This is a genomic window from Ekhidna sp. ABH4_415, assembly GCF_056161305.1.
In genome coordinates, this window is sequence record NZ_JBSWYW010000002.1 from 497,725 (window position 1) to 520,382 (window position 22,658).

At 42.8% G+C, this 22,658-nt stretch carries 15 protein-coding genes and 1 tRNA gene; 13 read left to right on the top strand and 3 right to left on the bottom strand.

Annotated features, from left to right (window positions below):
• The first annotated feature begins 40 nt into the window (after positions 1–40).
• Positions 41–1,258, top strand: a complete 1,218-nt coding sequence (locus tag ACXAH9_RS05200; protein ID WP_474893801.1) for an ABC transporter permease — start codon at positions 41–43, stop codon at positions 1,256–1,258.
• Here the strand turns inward: ACXAH9_RS05200 and ACXAH9_RS05205 are convergent.
• Both ACXAH9_RS05205 and ACXAH9_RS05210 read right to left on the bottom strand, forming a co-directional pair.
• Positions 1,255–1,989: a polyprenol monophosphomannose synthase gene (locus tag ACXAH9_RS05205; RefSeq protein WP_474893802.1), complete on the bottom strand. Its 735-nt coding sequence runs from the start codon at positions 1,987–1,989 to the stop codon at positions 1,255–1,257. The two genes, ACXAH9_RS05200 and ACXAH9_RS05205, sit on opposite strands and share 4 nt — an antisense overlap.
• A gap of 77 nt (positions 1,990–2,066) precedes the next feature.
• The gene (locus ACXAH9_RS05210) at positions 2,067–3,452 is read right to left on the bottom strand and encodes a type III PLP-dependent enzyme domain-containing protein (RefSeq protein WP_474893816.1); all 1,386 of its coding nucleotides are present in this window, start codon (positions 3,450–3,452) and stop codon (positions 2,067–2,069) included.
• A 170-nt stretch (positions 3,453–3,622) separates the two neighbouring features.
• Between ACXAH9_RS05210 and ACXAH9_RS05215 the strand changes: the two genes are divergently transcribed.
• From ACXAH9_RS05215 to ACXAH9_RS05255, 9 genes are all read left to right on the top strand, one after another.
• Positions 3,623–4,537, top strand: coding sequence for a dimethylarginine dimethylaminohydrolase family protein (locus ACXAH9_RS05215; protein ID WP_474893803.1), 915 nt, complete (start codon positions 3,623–3,625; stop codon positions 4,535–4,537).
• Positions 4,530–5,465: a citrulline utilization hydrolase CtlX gene (gene ctlX, locus ACXAH9_RS05220; RefSeq protein WP_474893804.1), complete on the top strand. Its 936-nt coding sequence runs from the start codon at positions 4,530–4,532 to the stop codon at positions 5,463–5,465. The genes ACXAH9_RS05215 and ctlX overlap by 8 nt, the downstream gene beginning before the upstream one ends.
• A gap of 11 nt (positions 5,466–5,476) precedes the next feature.
• The gene (argS, locus tag ACXAH9_RS05225; protein WP_474893805.1) at positions 5,477–7,261 is read left to right on the top strand and encodes an arginine--tRNA ligase; all 1,785 of its coding nucleotides are present in this window, start codon (positions 5,477–5,479) and stop codon (positions 7,259–7,261) included.
• A gap of 1 nt (position 7,262) precedes the next feature.
• Entirely contained in the window at positions 7,263–8,159 is an 897-nt protein-coding gene (menA, locus tag ACXAH9_RS05230) for a 1,4-dihydroxy-2-naphthoate octaprenyltransferase (RefSeq protein WP_474893806.1), read from the top strand.
• A 91-nt stretch (positions 8,160–8,250) separates the two neighbouring features.
• The gene (locus ACXAH9_RS05235) at positions 8,251–9,096 is read left to right on the top strand and encodes a universal stress protein (RefSeq protein WP_474893807.1); all 846 of its coding nucleotides are present in this window, start codon (positions 8,251–8,253) and stop codon (positions 9,094–9,096) included.
• A gap of 39 nt (positions 9,097–9,135) precedes the next feature.
• Positions 9,136–12,261, top strand: coding sequence for a caspase family protein (locus ACXAH9_RS05240; RefSeq protein ID WP_474893808.1), 3,126 nt, complete (start codon positions 9,136–9,138; stop codon positions 12,259–12,261).
• An 89-nt stretch (positions 12,262–12,350) separates the two neighbouring features.
• A complete protein-coding gene (locus tag ACXAH9_RS05245) occupies positions 12,351–12,578 on the top strand; it encodes a hypothetical protein (RefSeq protein ID WP_474893809.1) in 228 nt (75 codons plus the stop codon).
• Between the two features lie 379 nt (positions 12,579–12,957).
• Positions 12,958–13,029, top strand: a tRNA-Glu gene (locus tag ACXAH9_RS05250).
• 274 nt (positions 13,030–13,303) lie between these two features.
• A complete protein-coding gene (locus ACXAH9_RS05255) occupies positions 13,304–13,711 on the top strand; it encodes a hypothetical protein (protein ID WP_474893810.1) in 408 nt (135 codons plus the stop codon).
• Positions 13,712–14,018: 307 nt separating this feature from the next.
• Here the strand turns inward: ACXAH9_RS05255 and ACXAH9_RS05260 are convergent, their stop codons facing one another.
• On the bottom strand, positions 14,019–14,228 hold the full coding sequence (locus tag ACXAH9_RS05260; RefSeq protein WP_474893811.1) for a hypothetical protein: 210 nt from the start codon (positions 14,226–14,228) through the stop codon (positions 14,019–14,021).
• Positions 14,229–14,466: 238 nt separating this feature from the next.
• Between ACXAH9_RS05260 and ACXAH9_RS05265 the strand changes: the two genes are divergently transcribed.
• The 3 genes from ACXAH9_RS05265 to ACXAH9_RS05275 are packed head-to-tail and all read left to right on the top strand — an operon-like array spanning position 14,467 to position 22,441.
• Positions 14,467–14,904, top strand: a complete 438-nt coding sequence (locus ACXAH9_RS05265) for a lipocalin family protein (protein ID WP_474893812.1) — start codon at positions 14,467–14,469, stop codon at positions 14,902–14,904.
• Between the two features lie 5 nt (positions 14,905–14,909).
• Positions 14,910–21,995, top strand: coding sequence for a DUF6443 domain-containing protein (locus ACXAH9_RS05270; protein WP_474893813.1), 7,086 nt, complete (start codon positions 14,910–14,912; stop codon positions 21,993–21,995).
• Complete coding sequence (locus tag ACXAH9_RS05275; protein ID WP_474893814.1) at positions 21,992–22,441, top strand: hypothetical protein; 450 nt, start codon at positions 21,992–21,994, stop codon at positions 22,439–22,441. Before ACXAH9_RS05270 ends, ACXAH9_RS05275 begins: the two co-directional genes overlap by 4 nt.
• Positions 22,442–22,658: the final 217 nt, after the last annotated feature.

The window sequence follows — 22,658 nt, forward strand, 5'->3', positions numbered from 1 at the left end:
TGTTCTTACAGGATTGAAAACCCTATTTTGCAGAGCAGCAATGAATCTCCCATTTTTTATATCGAAGCGAATCTCTAAGGAAGAAGCAGGCTCCTTTTCAAGTATCATCAATCGCATCGCTGTGGTCAGCATTGGTTTAGGTTTAGCCGTATTGATTCTGGCGTTCATGGTACTGTATGGCTTTAAGAAGGAGATCAAAGACAAGATATATAGCTTTAGCGGTCACCTTATCATTAGCAAATACACGCTTTCCACTTCATTTGAGGAGGGATCCATTACTGTAGATGATTCATTGGTTCAGCAATTAAAGAACTACCCTTTAACTGCACGCATACAACCTTATGCGATGAAGGCGGCTTTACTCAAGACGGACGAGGAGGTTCAGGGAGTAATTGTCAAAGGGGTAGATGAGTCGTTTGACACGCTTGGATTTAGCAAGCATATGGTGGAAGGGAGGTTTCCTGATCTGTCGGCAGACGAGTATTCTACAGAAGTAGCATTGAGTAAGCGGGTATCCAATTATTTAGAGCTTGGTGTGGGGGATGAGGTGCTTATTTATTTTGTGCAAAACCCACCTAGATTCCGAAGATTGCAGGTTACAGGGCTATATGAGACCGGTCTGGAAGAGTTTGATGAAAAAATTATTCTTGGAGATCTGGATTTGGTTAGAAGAATTAATAATTGGCCAGATTCGCAGGCTGGTGGGGTGGAGGTGTTTCTATCGGACACTGATCAATTGGAAAGAGCGGAGAATGACTTATTCAATTCACTCGATATTGATTTATATGTTGATAAGGTCACCGATCGATATGTTCAGATTTTTGACTGGCTTAACCTACTGAACCGGAATGTGGTAATCCTGCTCACCATAATTCTGATTGTTTCCGGCACCAGTATTATTTCTATACTGTTGATACTGATCATGGAGCGGACGCAGATGATTGGCGTGCTCAAGTCTTTGGGAGCACCCAATAAATTAATAAGAAGGGTCTTTGTCTTTAATGGACTTCAATTGCTCGTGAGGGGTCTTTTTTGGGGCAATGTAATCGGGCTTTCTTTAGGTCTCATTCAATATTACTTCAATATTATACCTCTGGATGCAGCCAATTATTACATGTCTCATGTGCCTATTGAAATAGACATTCCCACTATTATCGGATTGAACCTTCTGGTTCTTACATTGATTGGGTTGACGTTGTTAATTCCGGTTGCCATTGTATCCAGAGTAAGTCCGGTGAAGGCAATCAGGTTTGATTAATAAACCGGTTCGTATTTTTTGAACAGGCTCTTAATTTTCATCTGAAGTACACCAAAAACGGCTTCTTTAAAGATACCTTTTGACATTTTGGATGTGCCCTTGGTACGATCGGTAAAAATGATGGGAACTTCTACGATTTTGAATCCATGCTTCCAGGCATTGAATTTCATTTCAATTTGAAAAGCATAGCCAATGAAATGAATTTTGTTTAAGTCAAGCTTATCGAAGACCCTTCTGCTGTAACACTTAAATCCAGCCGTGCTGTCTCTAAATGGCATTCCTGTGATAATACGCACGTAGAAGCTGGCAAAATAACTCATTAGCACCCGGCCCATTGGCCAGTTCACCACATTCACTCCCGTAACGTACCTACTACCGATGGCCACATCAGCTCCATCCACACATGCAGCATGTAATCTAACTAAATCATTAGGGTCATGAGAGAAGTCAGCATCCATTTCACAGATGTAATCATATCCTTGTTTCAAAGCCCATTTGAATCCGGTGATATAAGCAGTGCCCAGACCAAGTTTACCCTCACGCTCGATCAGGTACACACGATCAGGTGTTTTTTCCATCTCCTCTTTAACGATCTTTGCAGTCCCATCCGGAGAGCCGTCATCCACCACCAAAATATCAAAAAGTGGAGAGAGAATTCGTGTCACATTGATTATGTCACGAATATTTTCGCACTCATTGAAGGTTGGTATGACAACTAAATTTTTAGACATTTGGTAAGATGTCGGACTGATTGAAATCCAAAAATAACTGTAATTGATTTACGCATTTGCTAAATGCGTATTTAAAATCAATATCCCAAAATTTTCATCATAGCATCGCTCTGTTGTTCCGGTGCAAAAAGCTCGTGATGAATGTTTCCGTTTTCATCTCTGTCGATGATGATGTGTTTTGGAGCAGGGATCAGGCAATGCTGAATACCTCCATATCCTCCCAGTGATTCCTGGTAGGCTCCTGTATGGAAGAAACCAAAATAGAGGGTTTCATTTTCATCGTACTGAGGTAAGAATACTTCACCAATGTGGGCTTCTGAGTCATAATAATCCTGACTGTCACAGGTGAGTCCTCCCAGGTTAACCCGGTGGTACGGATTCTTCCAGTGATTAATTGGCAGCATGATGTATTTCTCGTTGAGACCCCAAACATCCGGCATATGGGTAATGAACGAACCATCCATCATGTACCAAAGCTCTTTATCGTTTTGAAGTTTCTGATCAAGCACTGAGTAAATGGTCGCTCCACTTTCACCTACTGTGAAACTGCCGAATTCAGTGAAGATGTTAGGAACCGGGACATGGTTTTTCTTGCAAATCCACTGGATGTTTTCAATGATTTGTTCGGCCATGTACTTATAGTCATACTCAAAGTGAAGTGAATTTTTAATTGGAAATCCCCCTCCAATATCCACTGTATCCAGTTCAGGACAGATCTTTTTCAGTTCGCAGTATTTGTAGATAAACCTGCTAAGCTCACTCCAGTAATACGCCGTGTCTTTGATGCCTGTGTTGATGAAGAAATGAAGCATTTTCAGCTTAGCCTTCGAGTCTTTAATCTGCTCTTTATAGTATGGTAAAATATCACTGTATCGAATGCCCAGCCTTGAAGTATAAAAAGCAAAATTTGGTTCTTCGTCCGCGGCAATACGGATTCCCAAACTAAAATCCTCTTTTACATGCTCCTTATAATGATTAAGTTCATTCAGGTTGTCGAGAACAGGAATACAATTGGTATAACCTTCGTTTAGCAATGAAGCAACTTCCTGTAGATATAGTGGCCTTTTAAAACCATTACAAATGATAAAATGGTCCTTCGTCAGCTTTCCGGCCTTTTCCATACTTCGGACGATGGGGATATCATAAGCTGAGGACGTTTCGATGTGTGCCTTATTGGATAAAGCCTCTTCTACGACAAACCGAAAGTGTGAACTCTTAGTACAGTAAGCATACGTATATGAGCCTTCATAATTATGTTTCTTGATGGCATCATTAAAGATTTCATATGCATATTTAATGTTCTGCTCAATCTTGGGAAGGTAGCTGAGTTTTAATGGAGTGCTGTACTCCTTGATGATTTCCATCAGATTCACCCCATGAAAGAAGAGGTTATCTTTTTCTACTTTAAACTCTTTGGTGGGAAAGTAAAAGGTCTGATCAATCAGGTCGGCGTATTTTCTCATTGGCTTGCTGGAAAAGTCGGTGCAATTATCAATTAAATTCAGCATTCTTGAAAGGATTTGCTTTTGATTTTGGAATAATCAATCGCTGAAGGCACTCTTCCAGAATCCTTTAATCCTGATGATACTAACCTTGATTATTAAGATTAATTTTGCGTGAATTTTTAAACAACATGATCACCGTTAAAATCTTAGACGAAACAGCACCCCTTGAAGCGGTCATTTTAGGCACAGCTGAGAGTATGGGGGGTACACCAAAGTTGGAAGAAACATATGATCCTAAATCGAAGGAACATATACGTGCCGGTACTTTTCCAAAAGAAGCTGACTTGATTGATGAAATGGAGGAAGTTGCGAGCGTTTTAAAGAAACATAACGTTAAGGTTTACAGGCCTAAAAGCATTCCTGATCTCAATCAAATTTTTGCAAGGGATATCGCCTTTGTCATAGATGATAAGTTAGTAATACCATGTGTTACTCCGGAACGAAAGCTGGAATCTGATGGGATTGATCACATCACTGGTGAGGTACAACATGTTTTGTTACCAGACGAGCATGAACGAATGGAAGGAGGGGATATCATGCCCTGGAGGGATCATATTTTTGTAGGCTACTCTAAATCAGAGGATTTTGAAAAATACACTGTGTCCCGGACGAATGAGGCTGCTATAGCGTATTTGAAAAAAACCTTTCCAAACTTCACTGTCAAAGCGTTTGAGCTAAATAAATCGGATGACGACCCTAGAGAAAATGCTCTGCATTTGGATTGTTGCTTTCAGCCGGTAGGGAAAGATAAAGCAGTGATTTATCCTGGAGGTTTTAAAAATTCCGAGGATGCTCAATTTCTGATTGAATTTTTTGGGAAAGAGAATGTGTTTGAGATAACACGAGATGAAATGTATGAAATGAATTCCAATTTCTTTTCCATCAGCCCTGAGGTAGTCATCTCAGATAGCAGCTTTACAAGATTGAATGAGCAGTTTAGGAAATGGGGCTTAAAGGTGGAAGAAGTAAAATACAGGGAAACAGCCAAAATGGAGGGCCTATTAAGATGTTCAACCATGCCATTAAGAAGAAGATATGAGTAAGCAGATTACAAATTATATTATGATGATTCGGCCGGTAGCTTTTCACATGAATGAGCAAACAGCAGTAAATAACTATTACCAGAAAAGCGAGAAGGGAATCAGTCCTGAAGAAATACAAAAGCAGGCGCAAGATCAGTTTGATCAGTTTGTGGAAAAGCTAAGATCTGAAGGGGTAGATGTCACTGTTTTTGATGATACTCCAGATCCTTCAACACCAGATTCAATATTTCCTAACAACTGGATTTCTTTTCATCAGGATGGCGTCTTGAGACTGTATCCAATGTACGCTGAAAACAGAAGACTAGAGAGAAGAGAAGATATCGTGGCAGGTTTGAAAGCGAAGTTCAAGGTATCAGATGTAGTAAGCTTTACGGGTTGGGAGCAAAAGGCTGCTTACCTGGAGGGAACAGGCAGTTTGCTGCTTGACCGACAAAATAAGATCGCCTATGCTGCAATCTCTGAACGTACCATGCCTGAGGTGCTCGAAGATTTCTGCGACGAGGCAGGGTATGATCCGGTTACTTTTCACGCGCTGCAAACTGTGAATGGTAAAAGGCTTCCAATTTACCATACAAACGTGATGATGTGCCTTGGAGAGGAGTTTGCGGTAGTATGCTTGGATAGTATCGATGATTTGGAAGAGCGTGAGAATCTGGTGGAGACGCTTGAGGAAACAGACAAAGAAATCATTGAAATTACCGAGGAGCAAAAGGAACAATTTGCCGGCAATATGCTTCAGGTTTTAGGTAAAGATGATCAAAGACTGGTAGTAATGTCTTCTGCGGCATTTCACTCTTTATCAGATGAACAAAAATCTCAGCTTTCGAAACATGGAAAGCTTGTATATAGTGACATTCACACCATCGAAAAGCTGGGAGGCGGAAGTGCCCGGTGCATGATGGCTGAAATTTTTAATCCATTAAAATAGAACCAGGTAACATGCTGGAACAGCACTTACAAGAATCAATTTCAAAGGCTTTTAGCGAATTATACAGTCACGATCTATCAGTAGATCAGATTATCCTCCAGCCTACCAGAAAGGAATTTGAGGGGAGCTACACCTTTGTGGTATTTCCATACTTGAAAATTACCAGAGGAAAGCCTGAAGATTCCGGTGCACAGATTGGTGAATGGTTGAAAACTAATACGGATTTTATTCAAAGTTTCAATGTGGTAAAAGGATTCCTGAATCTGGAACTGACAGATCGTTCATGGGTAGGTACCTTACACGACATTGCTTCAAATAACGATTTCGGAAAGCTTCCATCAAATGGTCAAAAGGTGATGGTGGAATTTTCATCACCTAATACCAACAAACCTCTTCACCTGGGCCACTTGAGAAACAACTTCCTTGGGGATTCTGCATCCAGGATTCTGGCAGCCAATGGATATGAAGTGAAAAAAGTAAACCTTGTGAATGACCGGGGGGTTCATATCTGCAAGTCGATGCTAGCCTACCAAAAACTAGGAAATGGAGAGACGCCAGAAAGTGCAGGGATGAAAGGAGACCATCTGATTGGTAAATACTATGTGAAGTTTGATCAGATGTATAAGGAGGAAATCAACACCCTTGTTGATCAGGGGATGGATCCTGAGGAAGCAAAAAAGGAAGCACCCTCGATCAAGGCAGCACAGGAGATGCTTCAGAAATGGGAGAAAGGAGATGAAGAGACAGTAGCTCTTTGGGAAAAAATGAATAACTGGGTCTACGAAGGGTTTGATAAAACCTACGAAACCATGGGCATTCATTTCGATACCATGTATAAGGAATCCAACACGTATCTTCTAGGTAAAGAGTTGGTAGAAGAGGGGCTGCAAAAAGGTGTCTTCTTTAAAAAGGAGAATGGATCAGTATGGGTAGATCTGACTGATGAAGGAATGGACGAAAAGCTGGTGCTGCGAGCCGATGGCACTGCTGTTTACATGACGCAGGACATGGGAACATGCGACATGAAGCATCGTGACTTTCCATTTGATAAGTCTGTATTTGTGGTTGGAAACGAACAGGATTATCACTTTAAAGTGCTTTTCGCCATCATGAAGAAGCTTGGAAGAACCTACGCTGATGGGCTGTATCATCTTTCTTACGGCATGGTGGATTTACCCTCAGGAAAAATGAAGTCCAGAGAGGGAACGGTAGTAGATGCAGATGATTTGCTGCAAGAGATGTTCGATACAGCAGAAAAACACACAAGGGAGTTGGGTAAGATCGAAGGAATGGATGAAAGTGAAGCTCAGGAGCTTTATCGTATGCTTGGTCTTGGAGCATTAAAGTACTTTTTGCTTAAAGTCGATCCCAAAAAACGGATGCTTTTCAATCCCCAGGAGTCGATTGAATTTCAGGGGCACACAGGGCCATTTGTTCAATACACGCATGCCCGTATCTCAGCTATTTTGAGAAGAGCTAAATCGCTGGAGGTGAAAACAGATTTTGATGTTGACAAGGTTGGAGAGCTCAATAAAAGAGAGGTGGATCTGATCTTCCGAATTACTGAATTCACTAAATCCTTGCGGGAAGCAGCCAAAGAGTATTCACCAGCAGTGATGGCGCAATACGCATACGATCTTGCAAAGGAATATAATGGGTTCTATCAGGAGGTACCGATTTTCAATGAGGACAATAAGGATAAGCTGGCTTTCCGTGTGTCCCTTTCTTCAATTACGGCAAAACTCATCAAAGAAAGTATGCGGTTGCTGGGAATCGACGTTCCGGAAAGGATGTAAAATGAAATCCTGGATTCAAGCCTTTCGATTGAGAACATTACCGCTTGCCTTTTCAGGTTGGCTGGTTGGCATTTCTTTGGCTACTATTGCAGCCACCCTCAATTACACCGTTGCTGGCTTGACTCTTCTCACTGCGATTTTTCTTCAAATCCTCTCCAACCTCGCGAATGATTATGGAGATGCTACCTCGGGGGTAGATGAAAAGCGCACAGGAGAAGCACGGATGGTCAGTTCCGGTCAGATCTCATCGCATGCGATGAAGAAGGCGATGATTGTATTCTCCTTACTATCACTAGCTTCCGGATCATGGCTACTATACCTCGCATTTCCCAATGATTTCATTAAGGCTGTCGTATTTCTTTCAATCGGACTAATTGGGATTGTTGCAGCGATCAAATACACCGTAGGAAAGAATCCTTATGGCTATGCCGGATTTGGTGATGTGTTCGTCTTTGTATTTTTCGGTCTTGTATTGGTTTTCGGTACCTATTATCTACAAGTACAACGATTGGACTGGCTGGTTTTTCTACCGGCAACATCTTTGGGACTCTTCAGTGTGGGTGTCTTAAACGTCAACAACATACGTGATATAGAATCTGATAAGGCAGCAGGAAAAAACTCCATTCCCGTAAGGATAGGAAGGGTAGCCGCCGTTCGTTATCACTCAGTCATTTTGGTTCTTGGCTTATTACTTAGTGCTCTTTATGTTCATCTAACGTTTAGCACCTTATGGGGCTTTTTGTTTTTGATGGTGGTCTTTCTGTTTCAAAAAAATATTCGAGCCGTAAGCACTCTTCCATCAGCCAAACTTGATCCCTACCTTAAGCAAATGGCTATTTCCACTTTATTGTTCGCAATTCTTTTTTCAGTCGGGCAGCTTGTTTCCTTACTGGCCTAACAAAAGTTTTCCGACGTTATGATTTTCATCAAAAAACAAAGATGGATGTCATTTTTCATTAAATTGGGTGTATTAAAAATTGACGATACACATGAAACAAATATTAGTACCCTACGATTTTTCAAAAGTGGCTGAACATGCCCTGGATTTCGCATGTCAAATAGCAGATAAATCTGAAGGAAATGTTCTACTTCTCAATGTCATTGAGCACCCTACGGCCGACTCATTCAAAACCATGGGAATCCAGAGTGATGATCCGATGGAGCAGCTGTATATCAAAAAGATGTATGAGCGTGTGCAAGATAAGCTCGCAGAGGTGGTTTCAAATGCGAAATATGCAGATGACAAAATCGCCACAAAAATCCAGCTAGGAAATGCATTCAATACCATCATTGATCAGATTACAGAAGAGCATGTAGACTTGTTAATTGTTGGAACTGAAGGAGCAGAAGGTTTGAATGAGTTTTTTGTTGGATCGAATACGGAAAAGATTGTACGCAAGGCACAATGTCCGGTTATTTCTGTAAGTGAGAAGGTAGACCTTGAGCCGATTGAAAAAATTGTCTTTGCATCTGACTTTATAAACACCGATGATTTCTTGATTGAGAAAGTCAAGAGCCTACAAGCTATGATGGATGCACAGTTGAAGATTGTGAAAATCAATACGCCGGCAAGTTTTACCTCTACCCGGCATGACCTCAAGCAAATGAATGAATTTGTAGAGAAATACGGAATTGAAAACTGCACCACTGAAATTTACAACTACAAGAATGAGGAGGATGGCATTATTTACTATGCAGAGGATGTGGAGGCAGATATGATTGCGCTGGGTACACATCAGCGAAGGGGAGTGGGACACTTCCTGGCTGGTAGTATAGCTGAAGACGTAGTAAATCATGCAAACGTCCCTGTGTGGACAGCCCACATTAAAGACTAATTATTGGTGAAAAAGTATTTTTCATTTTTGACATTGTGTTTGAGCCTCTGTTTCGCAGAGGCTCAGTCATTTCAGGCAGTTATTCAAAAAGGACATGGTGAGGCTGTGAAGTCTGCTCGGTTCACCCCTGATGGGAAGTATCTGATTTCTGCCAGCAGAGATAAGACAATAAAAATATGGGATGCGCTATCTGGCAAGGAAATTCGCTCCCTCTTTGGCCACAATCATACGGTCAATGGTTTTTCGTTGCATGGTAATATGCTTGCCAGCAGCAGCGCCGACGGTACAGCAGGTGTCTGGGATATCTCTACAGGGGAGATGCTCTGGCGAAGTGAGAAATTCAGGGACTATGTAACATCCGTTGATTTTAGCAATGATGGAAAGTTACTGGCGATTGGGAGTTACGCTGATTCCGTTTCTATTTACACAACCAGGGATTACTCACTGGTAAAAAAAATAAAATCGAATGCAGATCGTGGGACAGGCTATGGCGTAAGTGTGAAATTTAGCCCGGATGATAAATACCTCGTCATCGGAGAGGATAACAGAGCAGCAAAGGTCTATTCTGTGTCTGATTGGAGCCTGCAACATTATTTTAAGCCCTTAAAAGGCTGGTGTGGGGGTTGCGGAACGTTGACAGACCTTTATGGTGATGAACTCATCAAACTCTCGAATGGAACTACACTGACCAAATACCATCTAACCACCGGTGAACGAACTTTTGAAGGCACACGGGAGTATGATGATATTACTTCAGTCCATTTTCAATCATCCGGTAAGCACTTTCTGGCTTCCACTGAAGATACGGTATTTCTGTATGAGAATCGTAGTGGCATCCTAAAGCGCAAATGGTCTATGGATGGAGAAATTAATGATGCTGCATTCCATCCCACAGAGGAAGAGATTGTCATTGCAGTTGATAAGGTTATTGTAATAACAGATTTTGACGGAAAAGAGCTGAGGAGATATGACGGTATATTAAATCGCTCCAGCACCGGACTCGATTATGATTTGGGTAGTTATTGGGAGCACTACATAGCCATGTGGGTAAAGTATAAGCCGGCCAGAGCACTCAGTGGAAAGTCTTTTCTGGTTGGAAAAACAGGCAATAAAGCCCGAAAATGGAACGTAAATAGTGCCTCCATCGAAATGGAGTACCTGGGGCATGAGAAGGGTGTACTCTGCTTTGAAGAGCTGGATGAAAACACAATAGCCACGGCTGGAGGAGATGGGTCTATCATGCTATGGGAGAAATCTACCGGCAAGCAGATCAGGAAATTTAAAGCCCATCGTGAACCGATTTTTGATTTAGCGTTGAGTCATAATGGTAAATATCTGGCAAGCACAGGTTGGGATGGAGTGATTAGTCTGTGGAATACCAACGATTGGAGCCGTTACAATTACACCTATAACGAGGGAGCTTCTACCTATTCATTGGCATTTACCGAGAATGATGCCTATTTAGTGTTAGCCATGCTGGATAAAACACTGAGGCTGTATGAGGTAGAAACACGTCGATTGGTCAAGGAATTTATTGGACATACGAACAATGTCACTACCGTTTCTGTGGATGGAAGTGATATTGTGTCTGCCGGATGGGATGGAAAGATCATCGTTTGGGATCTCTACAGTGGACTTATCAAAACGAGAATGGATGCAGGGAGTCCAGTGTTTGGTGTTGCTGCCTATAAAGATCATCTTATCTCGGTTGGTGCAGACCGAATGGTCACTTTCTGGAACAGGTCAAAAGGAACATTTATCCGATCGATGGACGGTCATCAGGCGGAAATAAACGGTTTGGACATAAAAGAAGATCTAATGATTACATCAGATGTGGATGGGGTGACGAAATTTTGGAATCTAAAAGAGAATAAGGAGCTTTTTGAGCATATTCAGATAGGAAAAAATGACTGGATGGTCAAAACCCCGGAAGGCTACTTTGATGCTACGGATGATGCCATTTCTAACATCCACTTTGTGAGAGGAATGGAGGTTTTAGGAGCTGATCAATTGATGGATGAATTTTATGTGCCCGGACTCGTGGAAGAGATATTCACCTCATCACGATCGGGTAAGAAATCCGTTGGCAGTATCATGGATCAGGCACCACCACCTACGCTCAAGCTCTCCGGACTGTCAGAAAATGAGGTTGCTAAGCTTTACCTTAAGGCAACAGATGAAGGAGGTGGGATAGAGGATGTCAGGCTTTTTCATAATGGACGAAGGGTTTCATTGGAACCTCAAATTCAAAAAGTACGATCGGACAAAAACGCCAAAATTTATTCCATTGAATTTCCACTGGTGGCAGGTCATAATGAGTTTGTAGCGGTGGCTTCATCCAAATCCAACCTGGAGTCAAATAGAGCCTCCGTGACGCTTTTTTCTGATTCCAAAGTACCAGGAAGCACCTGTCATATTCTGGCGGTGGGTATCAATGAGTACCAAAACCAGGCATTGAATTTGAATTACGCCCGATCGGATGCCAGTTCATTTTCCAACCAAATGAAGCAACAAGGGGATGCAATTTACTCCGAAGTAATCCTGCATCAAATTTTTGACAAGCAAGCGACCAAAGAGAACATCCTAAGTAAGGTCGCAGAGCTGAAAAATAAAATCTCAGTCAATGATGTCTTTATTTTCTATTACGCTGGTCATGGCAGCATGATCGATGGGAACTTCTATTTGGTCTCATCAGGAGCAAGCAGGTTGTATGATAATAGTAGGATTGATGAGTACGGGATAGATGCAGCTTCTCTTCAACAAGCCATGCTTGAAATCAAAGCGCTGAAGCAGTTGATTGTGATGGATGCCTGCCAATCGGGGGGCTCGGTAGAAGTGTTGGCTCAGCGAGGCGCACCTGAAGAAAAAGCCATTGCTCAGCTTTCCCGAAGCTCCGGCATCCATGTAATGGCGGCAGCAGGAAGTGAGCAGTATGCAACGGAATTTGAATCACTCGGTCATGGTCTTTTTACATATGCATTACTGAAAGGGCTCTCAGGTGACGCTGATGGAGCCCCGAAAGATGGCAAGGTGACTATTTATGAGTTGAAATCATATCTGGACGATCAGGTTCCGGAACTTAGTATTCTTTATAAGGGTACTCCTCAATACCCTCACACATTTTCCAGAGGGCAGGACTTTCCAATTGTGATTGTAGAAGAATAAAACGATGAATTTGAAGCCTTTTAATTTTTTTTTCGTAAAACTGTAATAAATCTGTTCCTTTGGGTACTAATAGGATAAACACCATAATCATGAAAACCGCAATCACCAGAAAATCTTCACCTTTAAAATTGGTTCTAGTTCTTATAGGGTTTGTCATCAGTGGGCTGATCCTTGCTGAAGGGTTAGGTAAAAATGACAGCATGGTAGCTGATGGTGGAAAATATGATTCCCTAAAAACAAGCATTGAATCGAAGAAGAGCTTAATCGTAAATACATACCTGATAGGCGTTTCCATTTATCAAGAGGCCGTAGAATAGGTGATTGTAAAAGAGATATTTTGAAGGCGAAGAAAAATTCTTCGCTTTTTTTATTTCACTCCTTTGCTAAAAAGGGTTGGAATTCTATATTTGCACTCCCAAAACAAACACGGCGGTAAAGTTCGTCGGTGTATTTGGGAAATTTTATTGAAAAACGGTCCGTTCGTCTAGGTGTTAGGCACGGCCCGGTCAGGGCGACAGGTTTGCAAAATCTGGCTTTATTAAAAGCAATCGTACTTGGCGAAAAAGACATTTATTGAAACACGGTCCGTTCGTCTAGGGGTTAAGGGCGGACGGCTAGTCACGACAGGTTTTCATCCTGGGATGAAAACATCATATAACCCTCAGGCAGCTTAAAGGAGTTGCTGTAAAAATATTCGGTCCGTTCGTCTAGGGGTTAGGACGCCAGGTTTTCATCCTGGTAACAGGGGTTCGATTCCCCTACGGACTGCATTCTAAAAGCCACTCAACTGAGTGGCTTTTTTCATTTCGTCCGTAGGGGCCTAACGCGCAACCTGTCTCCTCACTAAAATGACCCACCGGGTCATTTCTTGACGCTCGGTCCTCCTACGGACTGCAAGAATAAGCCTCTCAGGAAACTGAGGGGCTTTTTTTGTATATAGGTGTCGTTAAAGGTGTCGTATAAATCGATGGATTCTATTATTTGAAAAAATCATTTTGCTAAATTTAGCGTTGAATTACACGGCATAATTAATAATTATCATATGGGTTGGATTTCAAAAACAATAGAATCAGGTAACAAGTCTGAGTTTCTAAAAATTGATAATTCAAAAAGAAGGATAGAAGGACGTTTTAAAATTTTCACTTTTGAAGATCATGGTAGAATAGTTTGTTATAACCCATCTCTTAATGTGTCTGGGTATGGAGATACCTTTGATACAGCTAGAGAAATGATGCATGATATTATTGAAGATTGGTTTTTAACCATACTGGACTTACCGCCTTACGCCCAAACCAAAGAACTATCCAAATACGGTTGGAAGAGAGAGCTGTATAGGAAGAAGCAATATCATTCAACTGTAACTGTGAGTAAAGAGGGCATTCTACAAAACTTCGAACTTCCAGAAACTACCGAAATCCAAGAGGAAGAGATCGCTAGAGTTATGGTATAGTGATATGGGTAGGAATGCGCCTATTAATAGAAAGTGCTGGGAGAAGTTTCTAAAGAGTAGAGGGTGTTATGAAGATAAGGGAACGAAACATGTTAAATGGAAGTGCCCTGGATGCACTCGTTCTATTATGTTTAGGAACGAAAAGGAAATCATTATGCCACATATTAGAACAAACTTAAGAGACATGGGAATACCTGTGGCTGATTTTTTTGAATGGATTGATGAAAACTGCTAATCCAATATTAACACCTCCAACTAAGCAGCAGTTTAAAAAAAAATTTCTTGTCATAGCTTGTAGCTGCCTTTTTTATCTTGTTGCTTTCATAGCAACATGTAATCCAATCCATGTCACAGCAATCAAATCAGGGATCACAAGTACACTTGCTTTCTCTCGTGACGGGCTGTATGGCAATGACTCTGAGTAGGAAAAGTCTGGCCCCTCACTAAAACCATCCAATTGAAGATTTCTTAACCTGCCTGCCGGCAGGCAGGCGCTCGATCCTCCTAAGGACTGCAAAAGGCTCGAGCACCAAATGATAGAGTATTTGTTTCACTTTATTTACATAACATTCGAAAATTTTCCAGTCATCTGGTGCTGGTGCTCGCCGACCGGCTCCTCATTAATGGCCTACTGATTAATTAAATTAGGTCATTACAATCGTTTTTAATTTTAATGAATACGTATTAGGTTTGGTGGCTTGTAACGCAACTAAGTTACTGTAACATCTTTTTTACCTACTGAACCTAGCCACTGTATGAAATTACTTTCTATACTACTATTGTTGTTATCTACCTTTTCAACAATAGGATATGCTCAATCAAATGCTAGACAACAATTTATTGGTAGCTGGGATTTACACGCCGCTGAAACAATTGACCTGATGTCTTATGCTAATAGGGCTAAGTTCGATTCCCTTGATGTAGATACGCAATCCCAAATTATCGCTCAACTGGAAAGTCAAAGATTTATTTTTGATTCAGATTCTTCATTTACGGTTTCGACAAATCAAGGATCAAACCAGGGATCTTGGAATGTTAATGATGATCAACTGACACTCACTTTTCAAAATGGTACTCAAACCACTCAGACAATAGAGGAATTACTTGAGGACAGGATTATTCTTAAGATTGTTTCAAATCCAAATTCACAGGCCCTTATCCAACGAATTGCTTTGCTACCCGCTATAAATTAATCACGATGACTCGCATTCTATCATTACTCTTCTTCCTTCTATTCGTTACGTTTTCTTCCTATTCCCAGTGTATTATCTGTCCTCCGGATTGTAAGAGAGATATAGAAGGTAACTGCATTGAAGATGGTGGAGGATCAGGAGGTGGAGGATCAGGAGGTGGGGGAGGCGGCTCTGGCGGAGGGGGTACCTTCACCTACTCTTTTGTCGGGCCAACCGATGTTGACTACAATGGAACGTATACTTACAGTGTAGAGGGAGGTGGCATAGTTCAGAATACGGATTACGCTATATCCGGAGGTATTATTATCTATGAAAACAATTACTCTGTCCAGGTTAAGTGGACCTCCTATGGTTCAGGCTGGGTAAGGGCAAATTCAACAGTGAGCAATGAGCCCTATACAGAAACGGTCAACGTGAATGTAACCGGCCCTCTTTCAGGCGGAAGTATCAGTACCTCCTCAACCAATGTATGCTATAATGGTAACCCATCTAATATAAGCAATAGTGCTAGCGCTACGGGAGGTGATGGGAATCATTCCTATTTCTGGCAGCAAAGTACGAATGGTGGCAGTTCTTGGTCCAATGCGGGAGGAAATGGAACAGGTTTTAATCCTCCAAACCTAACCTCTGATAGAAAATACCGGCGAAAAGTCACTTCGAATGGACAAACGGCCTACAGTAATGTGATCAGTTATAACGTTTATAGTAATTTAAATCCCAGAACCATTTCTTATAGCGGGGGCAATGTGAATCCCGGTGGCTCCCTTTCCATTGCCGGAGCGGCGGCCACTGGAGGCAATGGATCTTACAGTTACCAATGGCAAAAAAAGACGACTGGCGGATACAGCAACATTTCCGGTAAGACCGGAAGGGATTTAGGGAGTGTAACCCAAAGCGTTACAACTACTTACCGTAGGAGGGTACAATCTTGTGGGACCAAATATTCTAACGAAATAACTGTTACTACGAATCTTGTGGCGGGGGGCGTGAGTTCTGGGTCTGGTACGCAACTCTACTATGGTCAAGACGCTGCGCCCATCACCAGCGATGCAGCCAGAGGTGCTTCAGGAAGTTATACCTACCAATGGCAGGAAAGTAATGACAACATCACCTGGAGCAACCTGGGTAGTGCAAGTTCTTCACCCCAACCTTATGATCCACCTGCTCTCACAGCAGACAAGTGGTATCGTATGAAAGTAACTTCTGGGGGGCAAACGGCTTACAAAACCATTAAGCTTTCTGTTTATCCTGAATTGGTCAATACCGGTATTTCATATAGTGGTAGCTCAACGATTTCTCCTGAGGGAACAATTTCAATTACGGGTTCCCTACCAAATGGAGGATCCGGGTCCTATACCTATCAGTGGCAGAAGAAAGAAACCTCTGGATACGAAGACATTCCGGGGGCTACTTCAAAGGACTTGGTAGATTACCCGCAAACGGTTACAACAGCCTACCGAAGAATCACATCCTCCGGACAGGTACTAGCCTCTAATGAAGTTGTCATTACCACAGCATTACAGGCCGGGTCAATTGGAGCGGATCAACTGATTTGCCCTGGGGAACTGACATCTATACCCAGCGCACAAGACGCAACTGGGGGATCTGGAATATATGAGTATACATGGAAGAAAAGATCTGCAAACAATCCAATTGATGAATGGGAAAATTTAAATGGGTTTGTCACCTCATACCCTCACTATGACTTTGACCTTACGCCGATTTCTGAACCCACGGAATACATGCGTGAAGTAACATCAGGCGGACAGACGGTACAGTCCAATGTGATTACAGTCACACCGATGGAATTGGAAGCGGGTCAGCTGACCTATACCTACGGAAATGTATCAGAAGGTGAAATTCCCGGACCAATTGCAGGCGAAGAACTCAACGATCGTTCGGGTCTGACAGGGGTGACGTACGCCTGGAGTAAAAAAGGTACTTTTACCGGAACGAGTTTTGAATCCATTGCGGGTGCTACAGGTGCTAGCTATACGCCAACCGATCCCATCTATGAGCCTACGATCTTTAAGCGGACAGCCTATGTGTGCGATCAAAATGAGGAAGCGACCATCCATGCCGATATTCAATATCCAACCTTGATAGCAGGAAGTCTTAGTACGCCTGATGAAAGAGTGTGTTTTAGTTGTGATTTAAATGAAATCACAGGAACAATTCCCTCTGGTGGCACAGGAGAATACGCTTACCAATGGCAAATGCTGAATATCGGTACAGGTATCTGGGAGGACGTAGCATGCCCCTTCAGCGAATCTGACGTGACAGGGGGAGGCCCCAGTGACTGTGAGCTGGAGCTGATCGCTGATCAAAAAGATTTTGATCCTCAGCCTTCCCTTATCGGTGCAGCGAAAATCATGAAATTCAGACGACTGGTCACTTCTTACAATCAAACGGCTGCCAGCGATACTGTGGTGATTTTGCGGGAAGACCCTTTAGTTGCAGGAAAGATCACTTATGGAAGCAATCCTTGTCAGGATGCACCACTGGGATTAGTAAGTGGAGCCGAGCCTACCGGGGGCATGGGTGGATATGCCTATACCTGGGAGCAATATGATGGAACGAACTGGATCACTGTTGGGAATGAACAAAACTATTATTCCGAAGAGCTATTGTCCGGGGAGGTGCAATTCAAGCGAACGGTTACGTCTTCTGACGGTAGCACATCCACAAGCGATGTACTCACAATCACTCCAATAACATGCAAAAGAGAAGACTTTAATTACGTTCGTGTGGAGGTTCCCAAGCAACCGGTGACTTCTCACCTGCAACTTTCTAATTTGCCGTACACTGAGAAAGCAACTACTTACAGCTATTCGGATGGCTCAGGCCGACCACTGCAGACCGTGGTAGTTGCGGCCGGGCAGAATCAGGAAGACGTGATTTCCTTTCATCATTACAATGCGTATACCGGAAAGCAGGATAAGACCTACCTGGCGTACTATCAGGACACCACCGTGCCCGGTATGATCCAAAACCAGCCCGAAGTGGGGCAAGCGAATTTTTACGCCAGTGCGGATGGGATCACGCATGATTCACATCCGTTCTCCAAACATACTTTCGATGACCGGGGCAGGCTCAAGTCCACCACCTCGGTGGGGGAAGAGTGGCATACCAATAACAAGAAAACAAGATTTGATTATCAGTTTTACGTGCCTGGCACAGATGCCGCGATTGGTCAGTGGAAGATCAATGAAAACGGTAAGCCTGAAAACCATGCGATCTATGGTGCCAATGAGGTGCGAATGACCATCACTACGGATGTGGAAGGACGCAAGTCCCGAACCGCCATCGATCCACTGGGCAGGCAAATCACGAGCCAGTTATTTGATGAAAGCAATGGGAAATGGTACGGTTCGTATAACGTCTATGACGATTACGGACGTGTGCGGTTTGTGATACCGGCGGCCATCACAAGCACCATCACAGACACTAACCTGTTGGGCGAGCTTTCTGATCAACAAATTGCCGAACAGCTATTTCAGTATGAGTATGATCGCTTAGGGCGGGTCATCCGAAAGAAAGATCCCGGTGCAGGATGGGTGGAGATCATCTACGATCAATGGGACCGGCCGGTGCTTACGCGTCATGCGGCGCAACAGCTTGACGGTGCAAACGCCTGGACCTTTACCAAATATGACTCGTGGAACCGTCCGGTCTTCTCCGGACTGGTGGTGACCGGATTATCCACTTCCGAGCTTCGTAACGAGGCATTATTGGATTCCGATCGTTTTGAGATTGAGGTGAACAGCGAAGTGGGCTATTCACTGAATAGCAGCTTTCCGCAGCTAGGTAGTACGGACTTTCCAACCTATAAAGTGCTCTCAGTAAGCTACTATGATAACTATGATTACCAGAGCAATACCGATTGGGATGTTGAGGGTGAAGATTTTTCATTCGGCCTTCCTGCCGGGTTCACAGCAGACAGCACTTCTAATGTGCTAAACCAGGTGACGGGCGGTAAGACCCGAGTACTTGGGTCGGATAAGTGGCTCAATTCTGTGGTGTATTACGATGACCGCCTGCGGGTGATACAGACCATCACTGAAAACCACCTGGGCGGCACGGAGCGAATGACCAACCAGCTGGACTGGAAGGGAGAGCTGCAAAAGATGATCGTGGAGCATACCAGTGATACCGAGACCGTATCTGTATTGACAGAATATGAATATGCCCACAATGGACAACTGCTAAAAACCTGGCAAACCATCGATGAGCCGGGCAATGCCGGTGAGCGTGTGTTAGTAGCTGCATACAATTACAATGTGCTGGGCCAGCTTACCGAAAAAAACTTACATGCACTCCAACCAACGGGCCAGCCTGAGCCTGTCGAAGGCTTCCTCCAATCCGTAGACTATGACTACAATATCAAAGGCTGGATTTCATCAATCAACAATGCCGGATTGGATGATGGTGAAAATGATGTCTTCGGGATGGAGTTCAACTACACCAACCCAGTCACCGTAAATGGTGAAACGATGGACGGTCGATACGATGGTAATCTTACCTCCTCTGTTTGGAATGCTGATAACTCCCCCCTTGAGGGCGGTCAGACGCCTCTGGGGCAGGGGGGTGTTGGGGGAAAGACCATCACGGCTTTTACATATGACGACCGAAACCGCCTCACCCACACCTCCTACGCCACGGACAATGCCGGATCGTGGACCGGCGATGCAGGCGCTTATGACATGAGTGCCTCCTACGATGATAGCGGCAACATGAACCAGCTCAGCCGCAAAGCAGGAGGCGAAACAGTGGATGACATCAGCTACCAATATGAGGCTGGCACGCACCGCCTGGAGAAAGTAGCAGAACTATCTGCCAGCCCGGATAAGGGCAAAGGCTTTGATGACAAAAACGATATACTGACGGAGTATACCTATGATGTGATGGGCAACATGACCTCCGACATGAACAAAGAGATCGTGGAAGTGACATACAACCACCTCCAGCTGGTGGAGACCATTGCATTTGGAGATGGAACCACCATAGATTTCATGTATGATGCCGGAGGAAACCGCCTGTCCAAGACCATTACAGATGGTGGTGGAAACGTCTTAGGTAAAGTAGATTACGTAGGATTGATTGAGTACTACAACGATGAAGTGAACCAGGTGGCTACCGCAGAGGGGAGAGCCTATAAGCAAAACAACAAGTACCACTATGAGTACTTTCTGATGGACCAGCAGGGCAACAACCGGGTGGCATTTGGTAACCTTCCAGAGCGGAATATTTATACGGCTACTATGGAAGATGAAAATCCGGAATTTGACTGGACGGGTGTAACGAGAGTGCCTACCGAAAATCATACCCCAGCTGGAACTCAAAGTACAGCGCTTAATAATGCCGCAAACAGAACATTGGGGCCTGCAAAAGTGCTGGACATAGCTGCAGGTGATGAAGTGGAAATAAACGTTTGGGCAAAGTATACGGATGATCCACTAGGGTCAGGAACGGTCTTTGGAAATGTGATAGATGCCTTACTGGCTATGACCGGAGGGACTACTACAGACGGGGGAGTGGGAGAAGCGTTGAACAATACGGTAGGATCAGCAGGAACGAATCCATTTCCAATTGATGGAAATGCTTCAAGTAATGAAGATGCACCTGATGCATACTTAGCGTATTTGTTTTTTGATGAGCATTATAACTTTGTAGCAGACAAGTCAAGCTTTCAATCCGTGACTGAGCAATCCTTTGAGCAATGGAGTGAACTAAAGACGCCTGAAAAGCTGGTCTTTGACCAGCCGGGTCATTTGTTTGTGTATGTAGCCAACGAGAGCCAGGAAGACCAGGAAGTGTATTTTGATGACTTACGCATCATTCATGAGAATGAAACGCGAAGTTTCAAGGTGACTCAGGTGAATGAGTACTATCCGTATGGCATGCAGACAGATAAATCATGGAGAGCCGAAGGATACATTGATCCGGGACTGATGTATCAAAGTGCCTATGCAAGCTACGATAGCATATCTGGCTATTACGACTTCTTGTACAGAAGCTATGATCCTGCACTGGGTAGGTTCTTTGCTACTGATCCTTTAGCTAGTAGTACTCCGAGTTATTCGCCTTATCATGCGAACTTTAATAATCCGGTGATGTTCCGAGATCCTTGGGGCCTAACTCCAGAAGGGTCAAACGGAACAGATGATGATTGGAGTAGTATTAATAATATGATTAATTCATTTCTTCGAAGTACATCTGACGATGGTAGCAGTGGGATGACATGGACGGCAGGACTTGGATGGGGTAGTCCATATGGTGGACAAATGGCCTTTATTAATGCAGCCTCTTACAATTATAATTTTGGTTTTTGGGGAGCTGTTCCAGGTTCAGCAGCGAACTGGGATGCAGCAGCAGGATTATATAATACCGTTGTAGGTGCAGAAGTAATTGGACCTGAAGTAACTGTAAATGGAAGGAGTGGAATTCCTTGCGGATGTAATGAGAGGGTAAGTACGTGGCAAGTGATAAGAGGTAATGGTTACATTGGTGCAGTCCGTGAAAATATTGCAATGGATATGATTAATCAAGATATGATTCGTTTTACATTAGGATCTCACGTCAATGGGAATGATATTTCGGACTATTCTATTCAAGTTCTAGCTGATAACTTAATTGCCACAGGAAATCATAGTGCAACAATTTCAAGTGCATATCGACCACCTAGTCATCAAGCTAGAGTTATGTTCCAGAATGCACATTCTGGAGGAAGTCAAGAAAGTTATGATCTGTATGCTCCATCCGGAGATAAAGTAATTGACACATATGTATTAGGGAAAATTTTGCAGGGTGTTTCTAGTGACTTAAATTTAGGATCAGTCTCCAATTTGGATATTATTCGAATGATGACACATAGGATTTTGGAGTTAGGTCCAGTAAATGTTTCTAATCATGGAATGAATCCGGCTATCAGCAATGTTCTAGATTTAGCTCCCTCATCATTACGAAATACTGAAGCATTGCATAGGTCTTTTTTGAATGATCCCAGAATTAATAGAGAAAAGTTTTTTACTCCTTATAATTCAAGAGATAGAGCTTTTCATATACAAATTCCTCAACTTAAAGTGCCATGAGTTTAAAATTTCTAGTAATAAGTACAATGCTCTGGATAGCGTGCGAGAGTCCTGCTGAAAAAGAATCAAAAAAGCTAAAGACTGAAAATCCCAAACCAGTTAAAGTATCTGAAGAAGAGAAAAATGACTCTACATTAAGCGACACCTTAGTTAAGGAAACGGTTAATGAGCATGAAATCCAGGAAAGATTTGAAAAGGAGCTATTAAATGGCATTTGGGCCGAAAGTGAAAATGAAAATGCCTTTTATAAAATTGAAGGTGATTCAGTTTATTATATAGAGGAACTTAGTAAGGGGTATTATTTGGAATTGAAAAATGGCTTCTTAATTTATCATTTGGATGGAATATCACCCAAGTTCAAATTGATAAAACTTTCGAGGGATAGCTTAGTAATGAAGAATTTTAATGATGAGGTAATAAGGTTATACAATCGAAAGCCAAACTAGAAAGTCAGTCATACGAAAACTAACTTGGCCAAAGTGTAGGAGAAGCGTTGAACAATACGGTATGTTCAGGCGGCACCAATCCATTCCACAGCTACCGCAAGTTTGTAACTTGCGGAAAAAGAAAGAAGAAGATAGCTTTTCTTACAAGTTTGTAACTTGTATTGCATGAGCCGGAATTATAAGATTCAAAACAATACAGGAATCTATTTCATCACTT

Coding starts and splice junctions, on each gene's coding strand:
- ACXAH9_RS05200 (WP_474893801.1), top strand. CDS start 41: ATGAATCTCCCATTTTTTATATCGAAGCGAATCTCTAAGGAAGAAGCA.
- ACXAH9_RS05205 (WP_474893802.1), bottom strand. CDS start 1,989: ATGTCTAAAAATTTAGTTGTCATACCAACCTTCAATGAGTGCGAAAAT.
- ACXAH9_RS05210 (WP_474893816.1), bottom strand. CDS start 3,452: ATGAGAAAATACGCCGACCTGATTGATCAGACCTTTTACTTTCCCACC.
- ACXAH9_RS05215 (WP_474893803.1), top strand. CDS start 3,623: ATGATCACCGTTAAAATCTTAGACGAAACAGCACCCCTTGAAGCGGTC.
- ctlX (WP_474893804.1), top strand. CDS start 4,530: ATGAGTAAGCAGATTACAAATTATATTATGATGATTCGGCCGGTAGCT.
- argS (WP_474893805.1), top strand. CDS start 5,477: ATGCTGGAACAGCACTTACAAGAATCAATTTCAAAGGCTTTTAGCGAA.
- menA (WP_474893806.1), top strand. CDS start 7,263: ATGAAATCCTGGATTCAAGCCTTTCGATTGAGAACATTACCGCTTGCC.
- ACXAH9_RS05235 (WP_474893807.1), top strand. CDS start 8,251: ATGAAACAAATATTAGTACCCTACGATTTTTCAAAAGTGGCTGAACAT.
- ACXAH9_RS05245 (WP_474893809.1), top strand. CDS start 12,351: ATGAAAACCGCAATCACCAGAAAATCTTCACCTTTAAAATTGGTTCTA.
- ACXAH9_RS05255 (WP_474893810.1), top strand. CDS start 13,304: ATGGGTTGGATTTCAAAAACAATAGAATCAGGTAACAAGTCTGAGTTT.
- ACXAH9_RS05265 (WP_474893812.1), top strand. CDS start 14,467: ATGAAATTACTTTCTATACTACTATTGTTGTTATCTACCTTTTCAACA.
- ACXAH9_RS05270 (WP_474893813.1), top strand. CDS start 14,910: ATGACTCGCATTCTATCATTACTCTTCTTCCTTCTATTCGTTACGTTT.
- ACXAH9_RS05275 (WP_474893814.1), top strand. CDS start 21,992: ATGAGTTTAAAATTTCTAGTAATAAGTACAATGCTCTGGATAGCGTGC.